Raw genomic sequence first — 20134 nt, forward strand, 5'->3', positions numbered from 1 at the left:
GCAACCCAGGGTTGCCGTTTTCATGATTGCGCCTTGCTCCTGAAGAACTAGGGGCGATATACCTTCACGTTTTCAAAGCCCTGCTCGCGCAGATACAGCGCCTGCAGGCGGCTCATGACCCCACGCTCGCACCACAGCAGCCAGGTTTTACTCTGGTCGAGATCGCCAAATTTGGTGCTCAGCTTATAGAACGGCAGAGAAACCACGTCCACGCCTTCCACCTTCAGCGGCTTATCGTCCTGCTCGTCGATAGAGCGGATATCGAGGATCGCGTCGTCAGGGCCAAAACCGCTGACGGTTTCCACTTCCACTACGTCCTGCTCGGTCTGCTGAGCGATATCGCGGATATCAATGTTGCTCGCTTCCGCCACCACTTTCTCGAGGATGCTGAAATCGAAGTGCTCTTCTTCCGCCTCGATCTTCGCCTTCACCGCTTTCACGGTGGGGCTCTTCGAGATAACGCCGCAGTATTCCGGCATGGTGCGGGCAAAATCTTCAGTGCCGATTTCACGCGCGAGGTCAATAATGTGCTCTTTATCGTGCGAAATCAGCGGACGCAGAATCAGCGTATCCGAGACGTTGTCGATCAGGCGCAGGTTGGTCAGCGTCTGGCTGGAAACCTGGCCTAACGCCTCGCCGGTGACCAGCGCCTGGACGCCGTAGCGCTCGGCGACTTTTGACGCCGCGCGCACCATCATCCGCTTGAGCACCACGCCCATCTGACCGTCGTCGACTTTCTCCAGGATCTCACCCACCACCGGCTCGAAGTTAATCGCCACGAAGCGCACGCGGTGTGAGCTGCCGAAGCGGTTCCACAGATAGTGCGCGACCTGACGCACGCCGATTTCATGGGCCGCGCCGCCGAGGTTAAAGAAGCAGTAATGCACGCGGCAGCCGCGGCGCATCAGCATATAGCTGGAAACGCCGGAGTCGAAACCGCCGGAAATGAGCGACAGCACGTCTTCCTGGGTGCCGATCGGGAAACCGCCGATACCTTCGTAGCGCCCTTTAACCAGCAGCAGGCGATCGTTTTCGATCTCGAGGTTAACCGTCACATCGGGGTCGGTCAGCTTCACTCGCGCCGTTTCAATATGCTGGTTCAAACCGCCGCCGACGTAGCGCTCCACTTCGATTGAGGTAAACTCATGCTTACCGCGACGCTTAACGCGCACGCAGAACGTTTTACCTTCCAGCGCGTCACGCCACAGCGGCAGCGTCTGCTCGAAAATATCGTGCAGGGAGGTATAAGGAACGTCTTCGACTTCCAGAATATGGTGGATACCGGGGATACGGGTCAGGGCATCGCGAATAGCCGGACGCTGGTTTTCATCCTTCGCCCGGACCTCGATATGATCCCAGTGACGAACGACGGCAAGCGTCTCATCATAGTTTTTGAGAACGTTACGAATGTTCCCGGTTAAAATTTTAATGAAGCGCAATCGCACAGATTGGCTTTTGATGGTGATTTCCGGGAACAATTTAATGATAAACTTCATGGCGACACTATTCGTTGGCAAGCCCCACGGGGCTTTAAGCATAAAAAGTTGTACAGGCGCGACTGGCGTCTGCATCCAGGGCGCGGAGTATACCACTATTGGACGCTTTTCACCTGGCATTGCGCGTTATTTGATTAACCGCGCGACTTCGTTACCATATTGATAGCCATCGAGACATTACAAGAGTCTATATTCACTATGCCAAAGAAAAATGAGGCCCCGGCCAGCTTTGAAACCGCCCTGGGCGAGCTGGAGCAAATTGTTAATCGTCTGGAAAGCGGCTCGCTGCCGTTAGAAGAAGCGCTCGGCGAATTCGAGCGCGGGATCCAGCTGGCGCGCCAGGGGCAGGCAAAGCTGCAGCAGGCCGAACAGCGCGTACAAATTCTGCTGGCGGATAGCGAAGACGCGCCGCTTATCCCTTTTACGCCGGACGCTGAATAAATGGACTTCCCGCAACAGCTACAGGCGTGCGTCGAGCAGGCTAACGAAGCGCTGCGCCGTTTTATCGCTCCGCAGCCCTTTCAGAACACTCCGCTGGTCGAAGCCATGCAGTATGGCGCACTATTAGGCGGCAAACGCCTGCGCCCGTTCCTGGTTTACGCGACCGGCGATATGTTTGGCGTTAGCCGCGCTACGCTGGATGCCCCTGCCGCCGCCGTCGAATGCATCCATGCCTATTCGCTGATGCACGATGACCTCCCGGCGATGGACGATGACGATTTACGCCGCGGCCAGCCGACCTGCCATATAAAATTCGGCGAAGCGAACGCAATTCTTGCCGGAGACGCCCTACAAACGCTGGCGTTTTCTATACTGAGTGATGCGCCGATGCCGGAAGTGCCGGATCGCGATCGCCTGGCGATGATTTCTGAGCTGGCCCAGGCCAGCGGCATCGCGGGTATGTGCGGCGGTCAGGCGCTGGATCTGGAAGCGGAAGGCCATCAGGTTGATCTGACGTCGCTGGAGCGAATTCACCGCCATAAGACCGGCGCGTTGATTCGCGCCGCGGTACGAATGGGCGCGCTGAGCGCAGGTGAAGCCGGACGCAGGGCGCTACCCGCTCTCGATCGCTACGCCGAGAACATCGGTCTCGCCTTCCAGGTCCAGGATGACATTCTCGACGTGGTAGGGGATACTGCCACGCTTGGCAAACGTCAGGGAGCCGACCAGCAGCTGGGCAAAAGTACCTACCCCGCCCTTTTGGGACTCGAGCAAGCCCGGAAAAAGGCCTTTGACCTGATTACCGACGCCCGCCGGTCGTTAACTGAGCTGGCCGCGCAATCTCTGGATACCACGGCACTGGAAGCGCTCGCGAATTACATAATTCAGCGTGATAAATAAACAATAAATGAGTCTCTGATGAGTTTTGATATTGCCAAATACCCGACCCTGGCGCTGGTGGATTCCACCCAGGAGTTGCGTTTGTTGCCGAAAGATAGCCTGCCGAAACTGTGCGACGAACTGCGGCGTTATCTGCTGGACAGCGTCAGCCGCTCCAGCGGACACTTTGCCTCCGGGCTCGGTACGGTAGAACTAACCGTGGCGCTGCATTACGTCTACAACACGCCTTTCGATCGCCTGATCTGGGACGTCGGCCACCAGGCTTACCCGCATAAAATTCTGACCGGACGCCGCGATCGGATTGGCACCATCCGCCAGAAAGGTGGGCTGCACCCCTTCCCGTGGCGCGGAGAAAGCGAGTATGACGTCCTGAGCGTCGGCCACTCGTCGACCTCCATCTCTGCCGGAATCGGCATAGCTATCGCCGCAGCCAAAGAGGATAAGCAGCGCCGCGCGGTTTGCGTAATCGGCGACGGGGCGATAACCGCCGGGATGGCGTTTGAAGCGATGAACCACGCTGGCGATATCAAACCCGATCTGCTGGTGGTGCTCAACGACAACGAAATGTCGATCTCCGAGAACGTCGGTGCGCTAAACAATCATCTGGCGCAGCTGCTCTCCGGCAAACTCTACTCCACGCTGCGCGAAGGCGGCAAAAAGGTCTTCTCTGGCGTGCCGCCGATTAAAGAGCTGCTCAAACGCACCGAGGAACATATCAAAGGGATGGTGGTTCCGGGGACCCTGTTTGAAGAGCTGGGCTTTAACTACATTGGGCCGGTGGACGGTCATGATGTTATCGGTCTGGTAAATACGCTGAAGAATATGCGCGACCTGAAAGGGCCGCAGTTCCTGCATATTATGACCAAAAAAGGCCGCGGCTATGAGCCCGCCGAAAAAGACCCGATCACCTTCCACGCGGTGCCAAAATTCGATCACACCAGCGGCGTGCTGCCGAAAAGCAGCGGCGGCCTGCCCTCTTACTCGAAAATCTTTGGCGACTGGCTGTGCGAAACCGCCGCGAAAGATGACAAGCTGATGGCCGTCACGCCAGCGATGCGCGAAGGTTCCGGGATGGTCGAGTTCTCGAAAAAATACCCCGACCAGTATTTCGACGTGGCCATTGCCGAGCAGCACGCGGTGACCTTTGCCGCCGGCCTGGCGATCGGCGGCTATAAGCCGGTGGTGGCGATCTACTCCACCTTCCTGCAGCGCGCCTACGATCAGGTGATTCACGATGTCGCCATCCAGAAGCTGCCGGTGCTGTTCGCTATCGACCGTGCGGGTATCGTCGGCGCCGATGGGCAAACCCATCAGGGCGCGTTTGATATCTCCTTCCTGCGCTGCATTCCTGACATGGTCATCATGACCCCCAGCGATGAGAACGAGTGCCGCCAGATGCTGTATACCGGTTATCACTACAACGACGGCCCGAGCGCGGTGCGCTATCCGCGCGGCTCCGGTACCGGCGCGGCCTTTGAACCGCTGGCCTCGCTGCCTATCGGTAAAGGCGTAGTGAAACGCGAAGGTGAAAAAATCGCGATTCTGAACTTCGGCACGCTGCTGCCGCAGGCGGCAAAAGTCGCGGAAAAGCTTAACGCCACCCTGGTGGATATGCGCTTTGCCAAACCGCTGGATGAAGCGCTGGTGCTACAGCTGGCCGCAGAACACGAAGTGCTGGTCACCCTGGAAGAGAATGCCATTATGGGCGGTGCGGGCAGCGGCGTGAATGAGCTGCTGATGTCCCGCCGCCGAGCGATTCCTGTGCTCAATCTCGGCCTGCCTGATTTCTTTATCCCGCAGGGAACCCAGGAAGAAGCGCACGCCGACCTCGGCCTGGACGCCGCCGGAATAGAAGCCAAAATCCACGCCTGGCTGGCATAATTGCCGCCACCGCTCCTGCTATGCTTAAAGGATACCCTTTACCCGTAGCAGGAGCGCACTATGCACTATATCCCTCTTGGCGATACCGATCTCCGCGTTTCCCGACTCTGCCTCGGCTGTATGACCTTTGGCGAACCGGACCGCGGTAACCATGCATGGACCTTACCGGAAGAGAGCAGCCGCCCGCTGATAAAATACGCCCTCGAGGGCGGCATTAACTTCTTCGACACCTCGAATAACTACTCTGACGGCAGCAGCGAAGAGATCCTCGGACGCGCGCTGCGTGAGTATGCCCGTCGCGATTCCGTGATCGTCGCCACCAAGGTTTACCATCAGGTGGGCGATCTGCCGCAGGGACTGTCGCGCGCGCAGATCCTGCGCTCCATTGACGACAGCCTGCGCCGCCTCGGCATGGAGTATGTCGATCTGCTGCAAATTCATCGCTGGGATTACACCACGCCCATTGAAGAAACTCTCGAAGCGCTAAACGACGTCGTCAAGGCGGGTAAAGCCCGCTATATCGGCGCATCGTCAATGCATGCCCGCCAGTTTGCCCAGGCGTTAGCGCTACAGCGGCAGAATAACTGGGCCCGCTTCGTCACCATGCAGGATCACTACAATCTGATTTATCGTGAAGAAGAAAACGAAATGCTGCCGCTATGCAGCCGTGAAGGCGTCGCGGTGATGCCGTGGAGTCCGCTGGCGCGCGGTCGCCTGACCCGTCCGTGGGGGGAAACCACCGCCCGTCTGGTATCCGATGAAGTCGGTAAGGCGCTCTACAATGCCACTGATGAGAATGATGAACTGATCGCGACAAACCTGGCCGAAGTCGCGGAAGAGCTTGACGCCAACCGCGCGCAGGTGGCGCTGGCCTGGCTATTGAGCAAGCCGGGCGTGGCCGCGCCGATTATCGGCGCCTCAAGGCAGGAGCAGCTGGATGAGCTGCTGCATGCGGTCGATTTAACGCTGACGCCGGATCAGATTGAAAAGCTGGAGACGCCGTATAAACCGCACCCGATTGTGGGGTTCAAGTAACGCGCGGTTCCCTGCCGATTCCCGGCTCGCGCTGCGCTTAGCCGGGCTACAGGTTCACCAGCATCTGCGGGCTACTGACTCACCAACGCCTGCGGGCCGGTAGCCCGGACAGGTGCGCAGCACCGCCTCCGGGAAAAGCCTGCCTGCTCGATTTCCCAGAGGCGCCAGGCCAGCCGGGCCAGACTGGTTTAAAAAAGACCAATCGGCCAGTGGTGGCCAATCACGTACAGCACCCCGGCGGAAATCACCCCGGCGACAATATCGTCCACCATGATCCCCATCCCGCCGTGGATATTGCGGTCGAACCAGCGGATGGGCCACGGCTTCCACATATCAAAGAGGCGGAAAATCACAAATCCGGCGGCGACCCACTGCCAGTCCATCGTCGGTAGAGCCATCAGGGTGATCCACATCCCGACAAACTCATCCCAGACAATGCTGCCATGATCGTGGGTGCCCATATCTTTCGCCGTACGGTGGCAAATATAGACGCCAATGCAGATGCTCATCATCACCGCCAGCGAATAGAGCTGCCAGGGGAGTAAGGTCAGCAAATACCAGAAGGGGATCGACGCCAGCGATCCCATGGTGCCGGGAACCACGGGGCTAAGGCCGCTGCCAAATCCCGTTGCCAGCAGATGCCAGGGGTTGCTCATCTTCAGGCGGCTTTTCGCCACATCTCTACTACGCGCCAAAATGATCGTATCCCTTAAAATCGAACGTGACGGGCTTACCTTCGCGTATGAACTGCAGACCTTCCGATTCCGGCAGGATCTGCCCAATGCAGGTAAAACGCGCGCCGAGGTTGGCAAGGGCCACGTCCAGCGCCCCGCGATTGAGTTCAGGTACGGTAAAGCACAGCTCGTAATCTTCACCGCCGGAGAGCGCCCAGCGCAGCGCCTGCTCAGGCTCAACCTGGCGCAGCATCGCATCCGAGAACGGCATCGCATCAAGATCGACGCGCGCGCCGCAGCCGCTGGCCTTGAGAATATGCCCCAGGTCAGAAATCAGGCCGTCGGAGAGATCGATGGCGGCGTTCGCCAAATCGCGCAGCGCCTGCCCCTGCAGAACCCGCGGCAGCGGACGCAGATGGCGCGCCAGGAGATAATCCGCGTCGGCGTCATCTTCAACCTGCAGCCGATCCTGCAAAATCGCCAGACCCGCTGCGCTGTCTCCCGGCGTGCCGGTGACGTAAATCCAGTCGCCATGCTTTGCCCCGGAGCGCTTCAAAGCGCGTCCCGTCGGCACATAGCCGTGAATACCCAGCGTCATCGACAGCGGTCCGCGCGTGGTATCGCCGCCAATGAGCTGCATATCGTAATAATTAAGCTGCACGAACAGGCTGTCGCTAAAGGCCTCAAGCCAGGCTTCGTCCGCTTCCGGCAGGGTCAGGGCCAGGGTTAGCCACGCCGGTTCAGCGCCCATTGCCGCCAGGTCGCTCAGGTTGACCGCCAGCGCTTTATAGGCGAGGTCGGCAGGGTCGATATCGGGTAAAAAATGGTTTCCCGCCACCAGGGTGTCGGTGCTGATTGCCAGCGTTTTTTTCTCGGGGATGTTCAGGAGCGCGCAGTCGTCGCCAATGCCGGTTTCAACATCAAGACGTGCGCTTTTTACGCGATCAAAATAACGGGCAATCAGGGAAAATTCGCCGCATGCCATACGTTATGCCTCAGAAAAAGAAAAGAATAAGGCCGGTTTGCAGAAGTGAGACTCTGCAAAAACCGGCCCTGGAATTTACTTTTTGTTGGGACGAATTACCGGGGCAGCTTTGTCCAGCACGCCGTTGACAAACTTATGGCTATCTTCAGCGCCAAAGGTTTTCGCCAGTTCGATGGCTTCGTTAATCGCAACTTTGTACGGTACATCGCTACGCTTTGACAGCTCAAACAGTGCGATACGCAGCACCGCTTTTTCCACCTGACCCAGCTCGTCCAGCAGACGAGAAAGATACGGCTTCATCAGGCCGTCGAGATACGCGCTGTTAGTCGCCACTCCGGACAGCAGTTCGCGGAAATACAGAACGTCTACATCTTTCACATCCTGTTCCGCCAGGAACTGGTATTCGACATCAGCGATGTCGTTTTTGGACAACTGCCAGGAGTAAAGCGCCTGGACAGCACACTCACGGGCGCGGCGACGAGCAGCAGGTTTCACGGAATTCCCCTTACAAAAATCAGGCCTTGATGGCTTTCAATACGTTAATCATTTCCAGCGCGGTCAACGCGGCTTCAGCGCCTTTGTTACCGGCTTTGGTGCCAGCGCGTTCGATGGCTTGTTCAATACTTTCTGTGGTCAGAACACCGAAGGCTACCGGGATTCCGCTGTCCTGAGCGACGTGCGCCAGGCCATTGCTTGCACCGCCAGCCACATATTCAAAGTGCGCGGTGCCGCCACGGATAACGGTACCCAGCGCGATCACTGCGTCATACTTACCGGTTTTCGCCAGTGCATCAGCCGCCAGCGGCAGCTCATACGCGCCTGGAACCCAAACCACGGTAATGTTTTCATCTTTGACCTGGCCAATACGCTTCAGGGCGTCAATCGCGCCATCCAGCAGGCTGTCGTTGATAAAGTTGTTGAAACGCGCGATGGTGATGGCGACGCGAGCGTCCGGGGTAGCAACGTTAGCTTCAATAATGTTCATACTCTTCCTTCGGGTTCAGTTCATTTGGCCCCGCAAGGGGGGCGGATTCTATCATAATAATCGGCGCACTGCTTTCCCTTTTGTCCGGGGAAATCAAGCGTTCACTAAATGCAGGCAAATATCCGGGCCTACATGACGTATCTCATTGAATTTGAAATGGGGTGCTTGCTCAAGTTTCTCAAGCCCCGGCAGTACACATAATCCGCGCGCATCGCTGCCTAACAGTTTAGGCGCAATATAGACGATAAGCTCGTCCACCAGCCCGGCCTCCAGCAGCGCGCCGGCAAGGGTGGGGCCTGCTTCCACCCAGATCGAGTTAATTTGCTGTTTGCCCAGCAGCATCATCAGGACCACCAGATCCAGGCGACCGTTATGCTCCGGCACCAGCAGCGTGCGTACGTTCTCCGGCCACTGGCGTTCATCTTCACGGGTACGGGCAAACAGCGTTTCACCCGCCTGCTCCACGATACGATGCTGCGGCGTGACGCGATTCTGACTATCGATAACGATGCGCAAAGGCTGACGCAGCTTTTCCTGCGGATACAGCGCCTGGGTGTCGGCATTGAGCTCATCCCAGCGTACGGTTAGCGCCGGGTCATCCGCCAGCACCGTCGCGCTGCTGGTCAGGATGGCGTGGCTTTGCGCGCGCAGGCGCTGCACATCGCGCCGCGCCTGCGGTGAGGTGATCCACTGGCTCTCTCCGCTGGCCATCGCCGTGCGCCCATCCAGCGATGCGCCCATTTTTAACTGAATCCAGGGAAAACCGGTGCGCATCCGCTTAAGAAAACCTTTATTCAGCGCCTCGGCTTCGTTCATCATCAGCCCGTGACTGACGTCGACCCCTTCCTGCTGCAAACGGTACAAACCGCGACCCGCGACCTGCGGGTTCGGATCCTGCATCGCCGCAACCACGCGGGTCACCCCTGCGGCAATCAGCGCCTCGCAGCACGGCGGCGTTCGCCCGTGATGGCTACAGGGCTCCAGCGTGACGTACGCCGTCGCGCCTTTCGCTTTTTCGCCCGCCATGCGCAGCGCGTGCACTTCCGCGTGCGGTTCACCGGCGCGATAGTGAAAACCTTCGCCGACGATCTGGCCATCTTTAACGATCACGCAGCCGACATTCGGGTTTGGGTGCGTGGTGAAGCGTCCGCGCGCGGCCAGCTTCAGCGCTCGCGCCATGTATATTTCATCCTGCATGGGCTCAGTCCTGTAAGCGGGCGATCTCTTCGCCAAACTCTTTGATATCTTCGAAGCTGCGATAGACGGAAGCAAAGCGGATGTAGGCGACTTTATCGAGCTTTTTCAGCTGTTCCATCACCAGGTTGCCGATCATTTTGCTCGGCACTTCCCGCTCGCCGGTCCCGCGCAGGTGGGTTTTTATATGGTTAACCGCCATTTCGACATCGTCTGAGCTGACCGGGCGCTTCTCCAGCGCTTTCAGCATACCGCTGCGCAGTTTGTCCTCATTAAAAGGCTCGCGCACGTCGTTGCTTTTTACGACTCGCGGCATCACCAGTTCCGCCACTTCAAACGTCGTAAAACGTTCATTACAGACCAGACACTGACGACGACGACGCACGGAAGAGCCCTCGCCCACCAGACGAGAGTCGATAACTTTGGTATCTACGGCGAAACAGAAAGGGCAATGCATGGCGCGTCCTGACATGTAGTTAAACTAACGGGTAGTTTACCGCGAAGTGACCCGACAACAAAGAAAGAGCTTTTGAGACAAAGGATCTATAGTGCGATTATCCGATCGGTCTACCATTAAGCATCCTCTGTTAACGGAATCCCAACTATGACAAGACGTTATTTAAAGCTGGCCATTGTGGGTAGCATTTTCACCCTCAGCGCCTGCGCGCAGCAAAGCGAAATCCGCCAGATGAACCAGAGCGTGAGCACCCTGAGCAAAGAGATGACCCAGCTCAATCAGCAAACGGTAAAAATTACTCAGCAAAACGTTCTGAACGCGAAATCAAACAGCGGCGTATACCTGCTGCCGGAGGCGAAAACGCCAGCTCGCCTGAAAAGCCAGATTGGTACGCTGCGCATGTCGCTGCTCAATATCGCGCCGGATGGCGACGGTACCCGCCTGACCCTGCGTATCCAGGGTGAATCAAACGATCCGCTGCCGGCCTTTAGCGCGACGGTCGCCTCCGGGCAGATCAGCGGCACCACCGATAGCTATCAGGAAGTTAACGTACAAAATCAGCTGATTAGCGCGCCGGCAAGCGTTCTGGCGCCGAGCGACGTCGATATTCCGCTACGCCTGAATGGCGTAACGCCCGAGCAGGTTGGCTTTGTCCGCATCCACGATATCCAGCCCGCAAACACGCCGTAACGCCCTCAGCCGGATGCCCTGAACATCCGGCTCCCCTCCCCTCATGCTAATCCACTTACAGATTTTCCATTCAGTTCACTAAAAATTGCCAGAATTTATGAATTTCGGTGGCATTCCCGCAAGAAATGCATAAAATCGTGAACGCAATCGATTACGCATGTGTTCGTTATGTGAAACAACACATATTTTTGTGAGCAATGATTCCTATAATAGACGCCACAGAAATACGAAATATTTAGAAACGCTTCGGCGCTTCTTTTAACGCCTTCAGGCTTAATTTAAACAGTGGCATCATTATGAAAAAAACATTACTGGCAGCCGGCGCAGCTCTGGCGCTCTCCGCATCTTTCTCTGCCAGCGCGGCAGAAAACGACAAACCGCAATACCTGTCTGATTGGTGGCACCAGAGTGTAAACGTGGTGGGCAGCTACCACACTCGTTTTGGGCCGCAGATCCGTAACGATACTTATCTGGAATATGAAGCGTTCGCCAAGAAAGACTGGTTTGATTTCTATGGCTATATGGATGCGCCGGTCTTCTTCGGCGGTAACACCAACGCGAAAGGTATCTGGAACCACGGTTCCCCGCTGTTTATGGAAATTGAGCCGCGCTTCTCCATCGACAAACTGACCGGTACCGACCTCAGCTTCGGCCCGTTCAAAGAGTGGTATTTCGCTAACAACTATATCTACGACATGGGCCGCAACAAGTCCGGTCGTCAGAGCACCTGGTATATGGGTCTGGGTACCGATATCGATACCGGCCTGCCGATGAGCCTCTCGCTCAACGTCTATGCGAAATATCAGTGGCAAAACTATGGCGCATCAAACGAGAACGAGTGGGACGGCTACCGCTTCAAAGTGAAATACTTCGTGCCGCTGACCGACCTGTGGGGCGGTTCACTGAGCTATATCGGCTTCACCAACTTTGACTGGGGCTCCGATCTGGGCGATGACAACGCTTATGATTTGAACGGTAAGCATTCACGCACCAGCAACTCCATCGCATCCAGCCATATCCTGGCGCTGAACTACGATCACTGGCACTACTCCGTCGTGGCGCGTTACTTCCACAACGGCGGCCAGTGGGCGGATGACGCGAAGCTGAACTTCGGCGACGGCGACTTTAACGTCCGCTCTACCGGCTGGGGTGGTTACTTCGTGGTCGGCTACAACTTCTAATCGGCTCGATGATCCCCGGCAACTACGCCGGGGATCATAAAAGCTAACGCTCTTCGCATCTAACCTTACGCAAGAAATCACTCAATGAGCGATCGGCTCGTTCGCTGAAATGACGCCCGGTGGCGGAAATCTCCAGGCAGCGGTCAAGGCGAAAACAGCGATAATCTTCCCGCAGTTCGCACCAGGTCACCAGCAGCCAGCGCTCGCCCCAGAAAAAAAGCCCCAGCGGCAGTACGTCACGCTGCGACACGTTTCCCGCTTCATCGCGATAGCGCAGCCCCAGCGCCTGCTGGGCGGAGACTGCCCGATGCACTATATCAAACTGATCTTTACTATAGCCCTGCGCACCAAAGTCCGGTGCGAACACACGCGACTGCTCCGCCTTGCGCCGGCTCTCGGCAGGCAAAATGGCCAGCACTTTTTCCTGCGCCGACTCCAGCGCCTGGGACAGCGAGGCGCCGCCCCAGGTTTGCAGCAGCCGTATAGCGGCCATCAGCGCTTCCGATTCCTGAGTTGTCAGCATCAGCGGCGGTAGGTCATAGCCCGCCAGCAGCCGGTAGCCGCTCCCGGCTTCCCCCTCAACCGGGACGCCGGAGAGCGAGAGGTCGCGAATATCACGGTAGATGGTGCGCTCTGACACGCCGAGCCGCTCGGCCAGCAGCCCGGCGGTGGTTAATCTCCTCCCGCGCAGGATCTGGACGATTTGAAAAAGACGGTCGGCGCGTCGGCTCATTTCTGTTTTCTCATTTACGCGGGTTGGTGAAGGCCAATCCGATTACCCTCACTGTCGATAAACAGGGCAATCGTGCCGATATCGTCCGCCAGCTCAAGGGGGCCAAACGCACAGCTTCCGCCCGCCGAGTTGACGCGATCGAGCGTGGCCGCCAGATTGTCAGTATGCAGATAGATAATACATCCCTGATCGGAGGGCTTAACGCCATCGAACTTTGCCAGCGCGCCGCCGGGAGCCGGATCCTCATGCGGGAAAACGGCCATCTCGATGCAATCCATTTTTTCCCGACGCAGCGTCACCTGCATCACCGGCTCGTAAAACGCCACGGCACGATCCATCTCCGCAACCGGGATCTCAAACCAGTTAATTACGTTGTTCATACATCCTCCTGTCCATTGTTTGGGTTCAGGAGGAGTGTAAGACAGGCCTACTGACAGCATTGTGTCAGTATGGTGCGCACACCAGCGCGCGCTCGGGACTCAGCAGCCACGGACGCAGGTATCCCACGGTACTGGAAAATGGCAGCACCTCTTCAGGAAGCACAATGCCAAGCTGCTCGCCGATATACAAGCGCCGGGCGACGATACGCTGCCAGAGTTCGGGATAGCGCTGCGCCAGCTCCCGGCGCAACGCGCTATCGGCAAGCGCCACGGTATCTTCAATGCTTGCGCCGCCGTAGCCCGGGCGGGAAGGAATGATGTCGATTTGCAGTATCATCCCGCTTTGCAGGCAGGCGGTTGAATGGGGGCCAATGGGCGAACAGAGCCACTCCTCATCCGCGACCAGATGCCCCGGATTCAGGTGCCAGTGATATTCCGCCTTCGGCAACGCTTGCTCTATCAGCGCATACATATCGCCGCCGCGCATGCCGATGCGCAGATTTTCCAGCCAGTTCACCACCGCGTTGAAATAGGGCTTCGCCACGACCTCGAGATAATCAGCCACCTCGGGCGCCAGTTCGCTCTCATCGGCCACCACGTAGGCGGCGCGGCTGCTCAGGCCGCCTTTGAAGCCGGTGGTCAGCGAGAATTTATCTCCGCGCTGAATAACCTTATCGCCCGGATAGAGATTCGCCCAGGCGAAGCGCTCGCCGGTAGCGGCAATCATCACCACGCTATTAGGCTGCCCTTCCGCCGCCAGCAGCGCGCCGATTTGCTTTTCCGTTTTACCCGGCGCAACGGCGTTAAGCGCGGTGAGAATCGCGGTGGAAGCCAGATTTGCGCCGTACTCATAGTGCGCCAGCTCGTTGGCATTATTGGTGACTCGCGCTCCGCTTGCCGGGTCGATAAAAATGCCGGTGGCGTTAGTTAATCTTGCCTGCGGGCCGGCGGCCTGGCGAATAGCGTCCACGATAAAGGCAGGCAGATCGAACATCTGCGCGCGGTCATCCGCCGCGCCGGTAAAGAGCTTCCAGCCCGCCAGGCCAATTCGGTTTTCCGCCGCAACGCCTGCCTCCTGAAGCCGCTGAGCCAGCGTTTTACCGGTTTCCATCGGCTGATTGGGCAGCGAAAACCACGGGGCGTGAATCACACGGTTTTCCAGCCGGGCATGGCCTGCCAGCTTGAGATTCTCGTTACCCAGCACCAGCACCGCTTCACCGTCCCGATGCAGCACCAGCAGCGCCTCTTCGAAACGGGGAATAAAGCCGGTGAGATACTCAAAGTTGCCGCCGTGCTCTTTGTCGGCATAGACGATAAGCGTGTCTACGCCGGACTGACGCATATTTGCCAGCACCCTGGACTTGCGCAGCCGCAGCGTGTCGTCGTTAAGCGTAACGGAAGGCACATCGTACCAGAGCGGGGGTTGAGGAACGGTGGAAAGCGTTACGACAGCCATCGGCATTTCTCCATGTCATTGCGTGCTGATACGGGAGAGTAACCAAAATCCGGGCGGCTGTAATAAAAAAATCCCGGCCTTGCGACCGGGATTCGTTTTATCGCTACGCAATTGCCTTACGGCAGAATTGACGGCTGATCCGCCCCTTCTTTCTCGACTTTCTGCTGCAGCATGTGCTCGCGCTTCATGCCCAGCTTCAGCGCCAGCGCGGACGCGACGTAGATAGAAGAAGCCGTACCGATGGAGACACCGATCAGCATGGTCAGCGAGAAGCCTTCCAGAATCGGACCGCCGAAGAGGTACAGCATCAGGATAACCATCAAGGTTGTCCCGGAGGTGATCAAGGTACGGTGCAGCGTTTGCGTCAACGACACGTTAAAGATTTCGTACGGCGTACCGCGGCGAATCTTGCGGAAGTTTTCACGAATACGGTCGGATACCACGATACTGTCGTTCAGCGAGTAGCCGATAACCGACATCAACGAGGCCACAATGGTCAGGTCGATCTCGATATGCAGTAGCGACAGCACGCCCATGGTGATCACCACGTCGTGCGCCAGCGCGATAACCACCCCTGCCGCCAGACGCCACTCAAAGCGGAAGCCGACGTAAATCAGGATACATACCAGCGCGGCTATCAGCGCCAGCGCGCCGGTCTGCGCAAGGTCCGCGCCAACGCTCGGCCCCACAAACTCAATACGTTTGACCGTCGCGTTCTGGCTGGTCGAGTCGTTAATCACGCTAACGACCTTGCTGCCCAGCTCCTGGCTGCCGTTGGCGTCATGCACCGGCGGCATACGCACCATGATGTCGCGGCTGCTGCCGAAGTTTTGCAGCTGCGGCTCTTCAAAGCCCGCCTTCTGCAGCGACTGACGCACCTGGTCCATATCGACAGGTTTTTCGAGGGTGATCTCAATCACCGTACCGCCGGTGAAATCCAGACCCCAGTTAAACCCGCGCACGCCAATAATAGCGATGGACAAAATCAGCAGAAAACCTGAAATGCCGAAAGCCCAGTAGTCCCAGCGCATAAAGTCCCAGACTTTACGGCCGTGGTTCAATTGTTCAACAGTATATTCCTGTGCCACAACGCACTCCTCAGATAGACAGCTTTTTAACGCGCTTGCCGCCGTACAGCAGGTTCACGATGGCACGGGTGCCGACGATAGCGGTAAACATTGAGGTCGCAATACCGATACCGGTGGTAATCGCAAACCCTTTAATGGCACCGGTACCGACCGCGTACAGGATAATGACTTTGATAAGCGTCGTAATGTTGGCATCAAAGATGGAGCTGAACGCGCCGCGATAACCTTCGTCAATCGCCTGCTGCACGGAGCGCCCGTTGCTCAGCTCTTCTTTAATACGTTCGTTAATCAGAACGTTCGCATCGACCGCCACCGCAAGGGTTAACACGATCCCCGCAATCCCCGGCATGGTCAGCGTCGCCCCCGGAATCAGGGACATAATGCCGACAATCAGCACCAGGTTAGCCACCAGCGCAGAGGTCGCAATCAGGCCGAACTTCTTGTAGAAGAAGATCATAAACAGGATGGAGACCACCAGACCGGCCAGACACGCTTCCAGGCCCTGCTTGATGTTCTGCATACCGAGGGTTGGACCGATGGTCCGTTCTTCAACAATCTGAATCGGCGCAATCAGCGCGCCTGCACGCAGCAGCAGGGAGAGCTGGCGCGCTTCGGTCGGGTTGCTGATGCCGGTAATACGGAAGCTGTTACCCAGACGAGACTGGATGTTGGCGATGTTAATCACCTCTTCCTCTTTCGCCAGAATCGCGCGCCCGCTGGCATCTTTCTTCCCGCTGTCTTTGTACTCCACAAACAGGGTCGCCATCGGTTTACCGATGTTGTCCTTGGTAAAGTTAGACATGATGTTGCCGCCAGCGCTATCCAGGGAGATGTTAACCTGCGCCTGGTTGTACTCATCCATGCTCGACGTCGAGTCGGTGATGTGGTCACCGGTGAGGATGACGCGCTTGTACAGCACAACCGGCTGGCCTTCGCGGGTATATTTCACTTCAGAGTCGCCCGGAACGCGACCGGAGGCCGCCGCGGCGCTATCAACGTTAGTGTTAACCAGACGGAATTCCAGGGTCGCGGTCGCGCCGAGGATCTCTTTCGCACGCGCGGTGTCCTGGATACCCGGCAGTTCAACCACAATACGGTCGGCGCCCTGACGCTGAACCAGAGGTTCGGCAACGCCCAGCTGGTTTACACGGTTACGCAGGATATTGATGTTCTGCTGAACGGCATATTCGCGGGCTTCTTTCAGACGGTCGTCGGTCATCACGGCTTTCAGGCCAGTGCTGCCCTGAGTGGAGATAACCAGATCGCGGTGACGAGGGCTAAGGTATGAGATAGCCTGGTCGCGCGCGGCGCTGTCGCGGAAAGCGATGCTCAGGCCATAGTTGTCTTCTTTACGCACGGTCGCGTAAGGAATGCCTTTATCACGCAGTTCGCTGCGCAGGCTGTCGATATTTTGTTCCTGCAGTTTGCCCAGCGCGGTATCCATGTCGACTTCCATCAGGAAGTGCACGCCGCCGCGCAGATCAAGACCCAGCTTCATCGGCTCGGCATACAGGGCCGCCAGCCAGCGCGGGGTTGCCGGAGCAAGGTTAAGCGCCACGACGTATTTGTCACCCAGCACGCCCATCAGCGCTTCGCGCGCGCGCAGCTGGATATCAGTGGTGTCGAAGCGCGCAAGAATTGCGCCCTCTTCCAGTGCCACAGACTTCGCGGTAATTTTTTCTTCTTGTAGTGTTTTCTGGACCTGGATCAGCGTTTGCTCACTGGCGGCGACGCCGCGCGCGCCAGTGATTTGAACGGCCGGATCCTCACCATACAGGTTGGGAAGCGCATACACTAAGCCGACAACAATGACGACGACCAGCATGACGTACTTCCACAAAGGATAACGGTTTAACACGGCAGTTCCCTTAGGGAAAATGGGTAATTACAGCGCCTTCATGGTGCCTTTCGGCAGAACGGCAGCTACGAAGTCACGTTTGATAACCACTTCAGTGGTATCGTTCAGCGCGATAGCGATGTAGCCGCTTTCCGCGACTTTAGTGACGCGCCCAACCAGGCCACCGTTGGTCAGTACTTCATCGCCTTTGGCAATGGAGTTCATCAGGTTTTTATGTTCCTTGGTGCGTTTCTGCTGTGGGCGCAGGATCATGAAGTAAAAAATCAGACCAAACACCACCAGCATCAGGATCAGAGACATCGGGCTGCCCTGCGCCGCGCCACCGGTTGCTGCTACCGCATCAGAAATAAAAAAGCTCATTGAAATTCCCTCATTATTAAAATTAGTCAACGTTCAAAGGTGGAACGGTTCGACCCTGACGTTGGTAAAAATCGGTCACGAAGCTCTCTAATTTACCCTCTTCAATAGCCTTGCGTAAACCAGCCATTAAGCGCTGATAGTATCGCAGGTTATGAATGGTATTGAGTCGCGCGCCCAATATTTCGTTGCAACGGTCAAGATGATGCAAGTAAGCGCGTGAATAGTTGCGACAGGTGTAGCAATCACATTCTGCATCCAGCGGCGAAGTATCGCTCTTGTGCTTCGCGTTACGGATTTTCACCACGCCGTCGGTGACGAACAGGTGGCCGTTGCGCGCATTGCGCGTCGGCATGACGCAGTCGAACATATCGATCCCGCGACGCACCCCTTCAACCAGATCTTCCGGCTTACCGACGCCCATCAGGTATCGCGGCTTGTCGGCCGGGATCTGCGGGCAGACGTGCTCCAGAATACGGTGCATATCTTCCTTCGGCTCGCCGACAGCCAAACCGCCGACAGCGTAGCCATCAAAGCCAATCTCTACCAGACCTTTAACAGAGATATCACGTAAATCTTCGTAAACGCTGCCCTGAATGATGCCAAACAGCGCGTTTTTGTTGCCCAGACCGTCAAACCGATCGCGGCTGCGCTTCGCCCAGCGCAGGGACATTTCCATCGAGCGCTTAGCGTAATCCCAGTCCGCCGGATACGGCGTACATTCGTCAAAGATCATCACAATATCGGAACCGAGATCGTACTGAATCTCCATGGATTTTTCCGGATCGAGGAAAATCGGATCGCCGTTGATCGGGTTGCGGAAGTGCACGCCCTGCTCGGTGATTTTGCGAATATCGCCGAGGCTGAAGACCTGGAAGCCGCCGGAGTCGGTGAGGATCGGTCCTTTCCACTGCATAAAGTCGTGCAGATCGCCGTGCAGCTTCATGATCTCCTGACCAGGACGCAGCCACAGATGGAAGGTGTTGCCGAGGATGATTTGCGCGCCGGTCGCTTCAACTTCTTCCGGCGTCATCCCTTTTACGGTGCCATAGGTGCCAACCGGCATAAAGGCTGGCGTTTCAACGACGCCGCGCTCAAACACAAGACGGCCGCGGCGCGCGCGACCATCGGTGGTATCTAACTCAAATTTCATTATCACTCCCGCGTCAGAAAAACAGTCTGACGTTTAACGACTCGCTACGGAATGATTCCATAGCTAATAAATTCCTGAAGGCGTCAAAATAACCAGCGCGACAGCCTTCTTATGGGCGCTCAAAAATAGCCTGCGGATTGTACGTGATAAACATCGCGTCCCCGTAGCTAAAAAAGCGATATTTTTGTTCTACCGCAGCCTTATAGGCGTTCATGGTGTGCTGATAGCCGGCAAATGCGGAAACCAGCATAATCAGCGTGGATTCAGGCAGATGGAAGTTGGTCACCAGCGCATCAATGACTTTGTACTGATAGCCCGGGTAGATGAAAATCTGCGTATCGCCGAAGAAAGGCTCAATCAGGTCGTTTTTCGCCGCCTGCGCCGCGCTTTCCAGCGAACGCACCGAGGTCGTGCCCACCGCAATCACCCGGCTGCCGCGCGCTTTTGCCGCCAGCACCGCATCGACCACCTCCTGCGGCACTTCCGCATATTCAGAGTGCATAATATGCTCTTCAATGCTGTCTACGCGTACCGGCTGGAAGGTTCCTGCCCCCACGTGCAGCGTGACGAACGCCATCTCAACGCCCTTTTCGCGAAGCTTCGCCAGCATCGGCTCATCAAAGTGCAGGCCGGCGGTTGGCGCCGCAACGGCGCCCGGTTTTTCGCTGTATACGGTCTGATACAGCTCGCGGTCGGCGTCTTCGTCAGGACGATCGATGTACGGCGGCAGCGGCATATGGCCGATAGCGTTGAGAATGTCCAGCACGCTGCGCGCGTCGTCGAACTCAACTTCAAACAGCGCGTCGTGGCGCGCAACCATGGTCGCTTTAATGCTTTCATCGTCGCCGAGCAGCAGCGCCGCGCCCGGTTTCGGCGCTTTAGACGCGCGAATATGTGCCAGAATACGTTTATCATCGAGCATGCGCTCGACCAGCACCTCAATCTTGCCGCCGCTGGCTTTACGGCCAAACAGGCGGGCCGGGATCACGCGGGTATTATTAAAAACCAGCAGATCGCCAGGGTTGAGCTTGTCGAGTAAATCGGTGAAAGTACCGTGCGTCAGCGCGCCCGTCGGCCCGTCTAATGACAGCAAGCGGCAGCTGCTGCGCTCGGGCATGGGATAGTGGGCAATCAGGGATTCGGGTAATTCAAAGGAGAAATCGGCGACGCGCATGGCATATACTCATGAC

General features: G+C 57.2%; 21 protein-coding genes. 6 read left to right on the forward strand and 15 right to left on the reverse strand.

The window, feature by feature from the left end; all coding sequences use genetic code 11:
- Window positions 1-47: 47 nt before the first annotated feature.
- Complete coding sequence (gene thiI / locus ABLV30_RS17060; protein WP_014228166.1) at window positions 48-1496, reverse strand: tRNA uracil 4-sulfurtransferase ThiI; 1449 nt, start codon at window positions 1494-1496, stop codon at window positions 48-50.
- A 198-nt stretch (window positions 1497-1694) separates the two neighbouring features.
- Between thiI and xseB the strand changes: the two genes are divergently transcribed.
- Genes xseB through ABLV30_RS17080 form a run of 4 tightly spaced genes read left to right on the forward strand, consistent with a single transcriptional unit; the run spans window position 1695 to window position 5753 of the window.
- Window positions 1695-1937 (forward strand): exodeoxyribonuclease VII small subunit, encoded by a 243-nt coding sequence (gene xseB / locus ABLV30_RS17065; RefSeq protein WP_048261409.1) that lies wholly within the window; start codon window positions 1695-1697, stop codon window positions 1935-1937.
- Window positions 1938-2837 (forward strand): (2E,6E)-farnesyl diphosphate synthase, encoded by a 900-nt coding sequence (ispA, locus tag ABLV30_RS17070; RefSeq protein WP_004848218.1) that lies wholly within the window; start codon window positions 1938-1940, stop codon window positions 2835-2837.
- A gap of 18 nt (window positions 2838-2855) precedes the next feature.
- Window positions 2856-4718 carry a 1-deoxy-D-xylulose-5-phosphate synthase gene (gene dxs / locus ABLV30_RS17075; RefSeq protein ID WP_025107179.1) on the forward strand — a complete coding sequence of 621 codons (1863 nt, stop codon included), beginning with the start codon at window positions 2856-2858 and terminating at the stop codon, window positions 4716-4718.
- A gap of 60 nt (window positions 4719-4778) precedes the next feature.
- Window positions 4779-5753, forward strand: coding sequence for an aldo/keto reductase (locus ABLV30_RS17080; RefSeq protein ID WP_014228165.1), 975 nt, complete (start codon window positions 4779-4781; stop codon window positions 5751-5753).
- A 188-nt stretch (window positions 5754-5941) separates the two neighbouring features.
- Here the strand turns inward: ABLV30_RS17080 and pgpA are convergent, their stop codons facing one another.
- From pgpA to nrdR, 6 genes are all read right to left on the reverse strand, one after another.
- Window positions 5942-6448 carry a phosphatidylglycerophosphatase A gene (gene pgpA / locus ABLV30_RS17085; protein WP_004133926.1) on the reverse strand — a complete coding sequence of 169 codons (507 nt, stop codon included), beginning with the start codon at window positions 6446-6448 and terminating at the stop codon, window positions 5942-5944.
- On the reverse strand, window positions 6438-7412 hold the full coding sequence (gene thiL, locus ABLV30_RS17090; protein WP_047724315.1) for a thiamine-phosphate kinase: 975 nt from the start codon (window positions 7410-7412) through the stop codon (window positions 6438-6440). The genes pgpA and thiL overlap by 11 nt, the downstream gene beginning before the upstream one ends.
- A 75-nt stretch (window positions 7413-7487) precedes the next feature.
- Window positions 7488-7907 (reverse strand): transcription antitermination factor NusB, encoded by a 420-nt coding sequence (gene nusB / locus ABLV30_RS17095; RefSeq protein ID WP_004099457.1) that lies wholly within the window; start codon window positions 7905-7907, stop codon window positions 7488-7490.
- A 19-nt stretch (window positions 7908-7926) separates the two neighbouring features.
- Window positions 7927-8397 carry a 6,7-dimethyl-8-ribityllumazine synthase gene (ribE, locus tag ABLV30_RS17100; RefSeq protein ID WP_004129690.1) on the reverse strand — a complete coding sequence of 157 codons (471 nt, stop codon included), beginning with the start codon at window positions 8395-8397 and terminating at the stop codon, window positions 7927-7929.
- 93 nt (window positions 8398-8490) lie between these two features.
- Window positions 8491-9594 carry a bifunctional diaminohydroxyphosphoribosylaminopyrimidine deaminase/5-amino-6-(5-phosphoribosylamino)uracil reductase RibD gene (ribD, locus tag ABLV30_RS17105; protein WP_128696767.1) on the reverse strand — a complete coding sequence of 368 codons (1104 nt, stop codon included), beginning with the start codon at window positions 9592-9594 and terminating at the stop codon, window positions 8491-8493.
- Window positions 9595-9598: 4 nt separating this feature from the next.
- A complete protein-coding gene (gene nrdR / locus ABLV30_RS17110) occupies window positions 9599-10048 on the reverse strand; it encodes a transcriptional regulator NrdR (protein ID WP_014228162.1) in 450 nt (149 codons plus the stop codon).
- Between the two features lie 147 nt (window positions 10049-10195).
- Here nrdR and ABLV30_RS17115 point away from each other — a divergent pair, with 147 nt between their 5' ends.
- Window positions 10196-10738: a DUF3251 domain-containing protein gene (locus ABLV30_RS17115; RefSeq protein WP_032748221.1), complete on the forward strand. Its 543-nt coding sequence runs from the start codon at window positions 10196-10198 to the stop codon at window positions 10736-10738.
- A gap of 296 nt (window positions 10739-11034) precedes the next feature.
- A complete protein-coding gene (locus ABLV30_RS17120; RefSeq protein ID WP_004848202.1) occupies window positions 11035-11919 on the forward strand; it encodes a nucleoside-specific channel-forming protein Tsx in 885 nt (294 codons plus the stop codon).
- Between the two features lie 43 nt (window positions 11920-11962).
- Here the strand turns inward: ABLV30_RS17120 and ABLV30_RS17125 are convergent, their stop codons facing one another.
- From ABLV30_RS17125 to queA, 8 genes are all read right to left on the reverse strand, one after another.
- Complete coding sequence (locus tag ABLV30_RS17125) at window positions 11963-12652, reverse strand: YafY family protein (RefSeq protein WP_014228161.1); 690 nt, start codon at window positions 12650-12652, stop codon at window positions 11963-11965.
- A gap of 14 nt (window positions 12653-12666) precedes the next feature.
- The gene (locus ABLV30_RS17130; RefSeq protein WP_085522029.1) at window positions 12667-13032 is read right to left on the reverse strand and encodes a VOC family protein; all 366 of its coding nucleotides are present in this window, start codon (window positions 13030-13032) and stop codon (window positions 12667-12669) included.
- Between the two features lie 64 nt (window positions 13033-13096).
- Entirely contained in the window at window positions 13097-14488 is a 1392-nt protein-coding gene (locus tag ABLV30_RS17135; protein WP_032748218.1) for a M24 family metallopeptidase, read from the reverse strand.
- Window positions 14489-14604: 116 nt separating this feature from the next.
- The gene (gene secF, locus ABLV30_RS17140) at window positions 14605-15576 is read right to left on the reverse strand and encodes a protein translocase subunit SecF (RefSeq protein WP_004848195.1); all 972 of its coding nucleotides are present in this window, start codon (window positions 15574-15576) and stop codon (window positions 14605-14607) included.
- Window positions 15577-15586: 10 nt separating this feature from the next.
- Window positions 15587-17434, reverse strand: coding sequence for a protein translocase subunit SecD (secD, locus tag ABLV30_RS17145; RefSeq protein ID WP_071886312.1), 1848 nt, complete (start codon window positions 17432-17434; stop codon window positions 15587-15589).
- A 27-nt stretch (window positions 17435-17461) separates the two neighbouring features.
- Window positions 17462-17794 carry a preprotein translocase subunit YajC gene (yajC, locus tag ABLV30_RS17150; protein WP_004099423.1) on the reverse strand — a complete coding sequence of 111 codons (333 nt, stop codon included), beginning with the start codon at window positions 17792-17794 and terminating at the stop codon, window positions 17462-17464.
- A 22-nt stretch (window positions 17795-17816) separates the two neighbouring features.
- A complete protein-coding gene (gene tgt / locus ABLV30_RS17155) occupies window positions 17817-18944 on the reverse strand; it encodes a tRNA guanosine(34) transglycosylase Tgt (protein ID WP_004129667.1) in 1128 nt (375 codons plus the stop codon).
- 109 nt (window positions 18945-19053) lie between these two features.
- On the reverse strand, window positions 19054-20118 hold the full coding sequence (gene queA, locus ABLV30_RS17160; RefSeq protein WP_032694142.1) for a tRNA preQ1(34) S-adenosylmethionine ribosyltransferase-isomerase QueA: 1065 nt from the start codon (window positions 20116-20118) through the stop codon (window positions 19054-19056).
- Window positions 20119-20134 lie beyond the last annotated feature (16 nt).

The sequence above is a fragment of the Klebsiella sp. CN_Kp113 genome (genome assembly GCF_040064585.1).
In the GTDB taxonomy this organism is placed as follows: Bacteria; Pseudomonadota; Gammaproteobacteria; order Enterobacterales; family Enterobacteriaceae; genus Klebsiella; species Klebsiella michiganensis.

Bases quoted from the DNA above. Each gene is read 5' to 3' on its own strand.
- thiI (WP_014228166.1), bottom strand. From the start codon at position 1,496: ATGAAGTTTATCATTAAATTGTTCCCGGAAATCACCATCAAAAGCCAA.
- xseB (WP_048261409.1), top strand. From the start codon at position 1,695: ATGCCAAAGAAAAATGAGGCCCCGGCCAGCTTTGAAACCGCCCTGGGC.
- ispA (WP_004848218.1), top strand. From the start codon at position 1,938: ATGGACTTCCCGCAACAGCTACAGGCGTGCGTCGAGCAGGCTAACGAA.
- dxs (WP_025107179.1), top strand. From the start codon at position 2,856: ATGAGTTTTGATATTGCCAAATACCCGACCCTGGCGCTGGTGGATTCC.
- ABLV30_RS17080 (WP_014228165.1), top strand. From the start codon at position 4,779: ATGCACTATATCCCTCTTGGCGATACCGATCTCCGCGTTTCCCGACTC.
- thiL (WP_047724315.1), bottom strand. From the start codon at position 7,412: ATGGCATGCGGCGAATTTTCCCTGATTGCCCGTTATTTTGATCGCGTA.
- ribE (WP_004129690.1), bottom strand. From the start codon at position 8,397: ATGAACATTATTGAAGCTAACGTTGCTACCCCGGACGCTCGCGTCGCC.
- ribD (WP_128696767.1), bottom strand. From the start codon at position 9,594: ATGCAGGATGAAATATACATGGCGCGAGCGCTGAAGCTGGCCGCGCGC.
- nrdR (WP_014228162.1), bottom strand. From the start codon at position 10,048: ATGCATTGCCCTTTCTGTTTCGCCGTAGATACCAAAGTTATCGACTCT.
- ABLV30_RS17115 (WP_032748221.1), top strand. From the start codon at position 10,196: ATGACAAGACGTTATTTAAAGCTGGCCATTGTGGGTAGCATTTTCACC.
- ABLV30_RS17120 (WP_004848202.1), top strand. From the start codon at position 11,035: ATGAAAAAAACATTACTGGCAGCCGGCGCAGCTCTGGCGCTCTCCGCA.
- ABLV30_RS17125 (WP_014228161.1), bottom strand. From the start codon at position 12,652: ATGAGCCGACGCGCCGACCGTCTTTTTCAAATCGTCCAGATCCTGCGC.
- ABLV30_RS17130 (WP_085522029.1), bottom strand. From the start codon at position 13,032: ATGAACAACGTAATTAACTGGTTTGAGATCCCGGTTGCGGAGATGGAT.
- ABLV30_RS17135 (WP_032748218.1), bottom strand. From the start codon at position 14,488: ATGGCTGTCGTAACGCTTTCCACCGTTCCTCAACCCCCGCTCTGGTAC.
- yajC (WP_004099423.1), bottom strand. From the start codon at position 17,794: ATGAGCTTTTTTATTTCTGATGCGGTAGCAGCAACCGGTGGCGCGGCG.
- tgt (WP_004129667.1), bottom strand. From the start codon at position 18,944: ATGAAATTTGAGTTAGATACCACCGATGGTCGCGCGCGCCGCGGCCGT.
- queA (WP_032694142.1), bottom strand. From the start codon at position 20,118: ATGCGCGTCGCCGATTTCTCCTTTGAATTACCCGAATCCCTGATTGCC.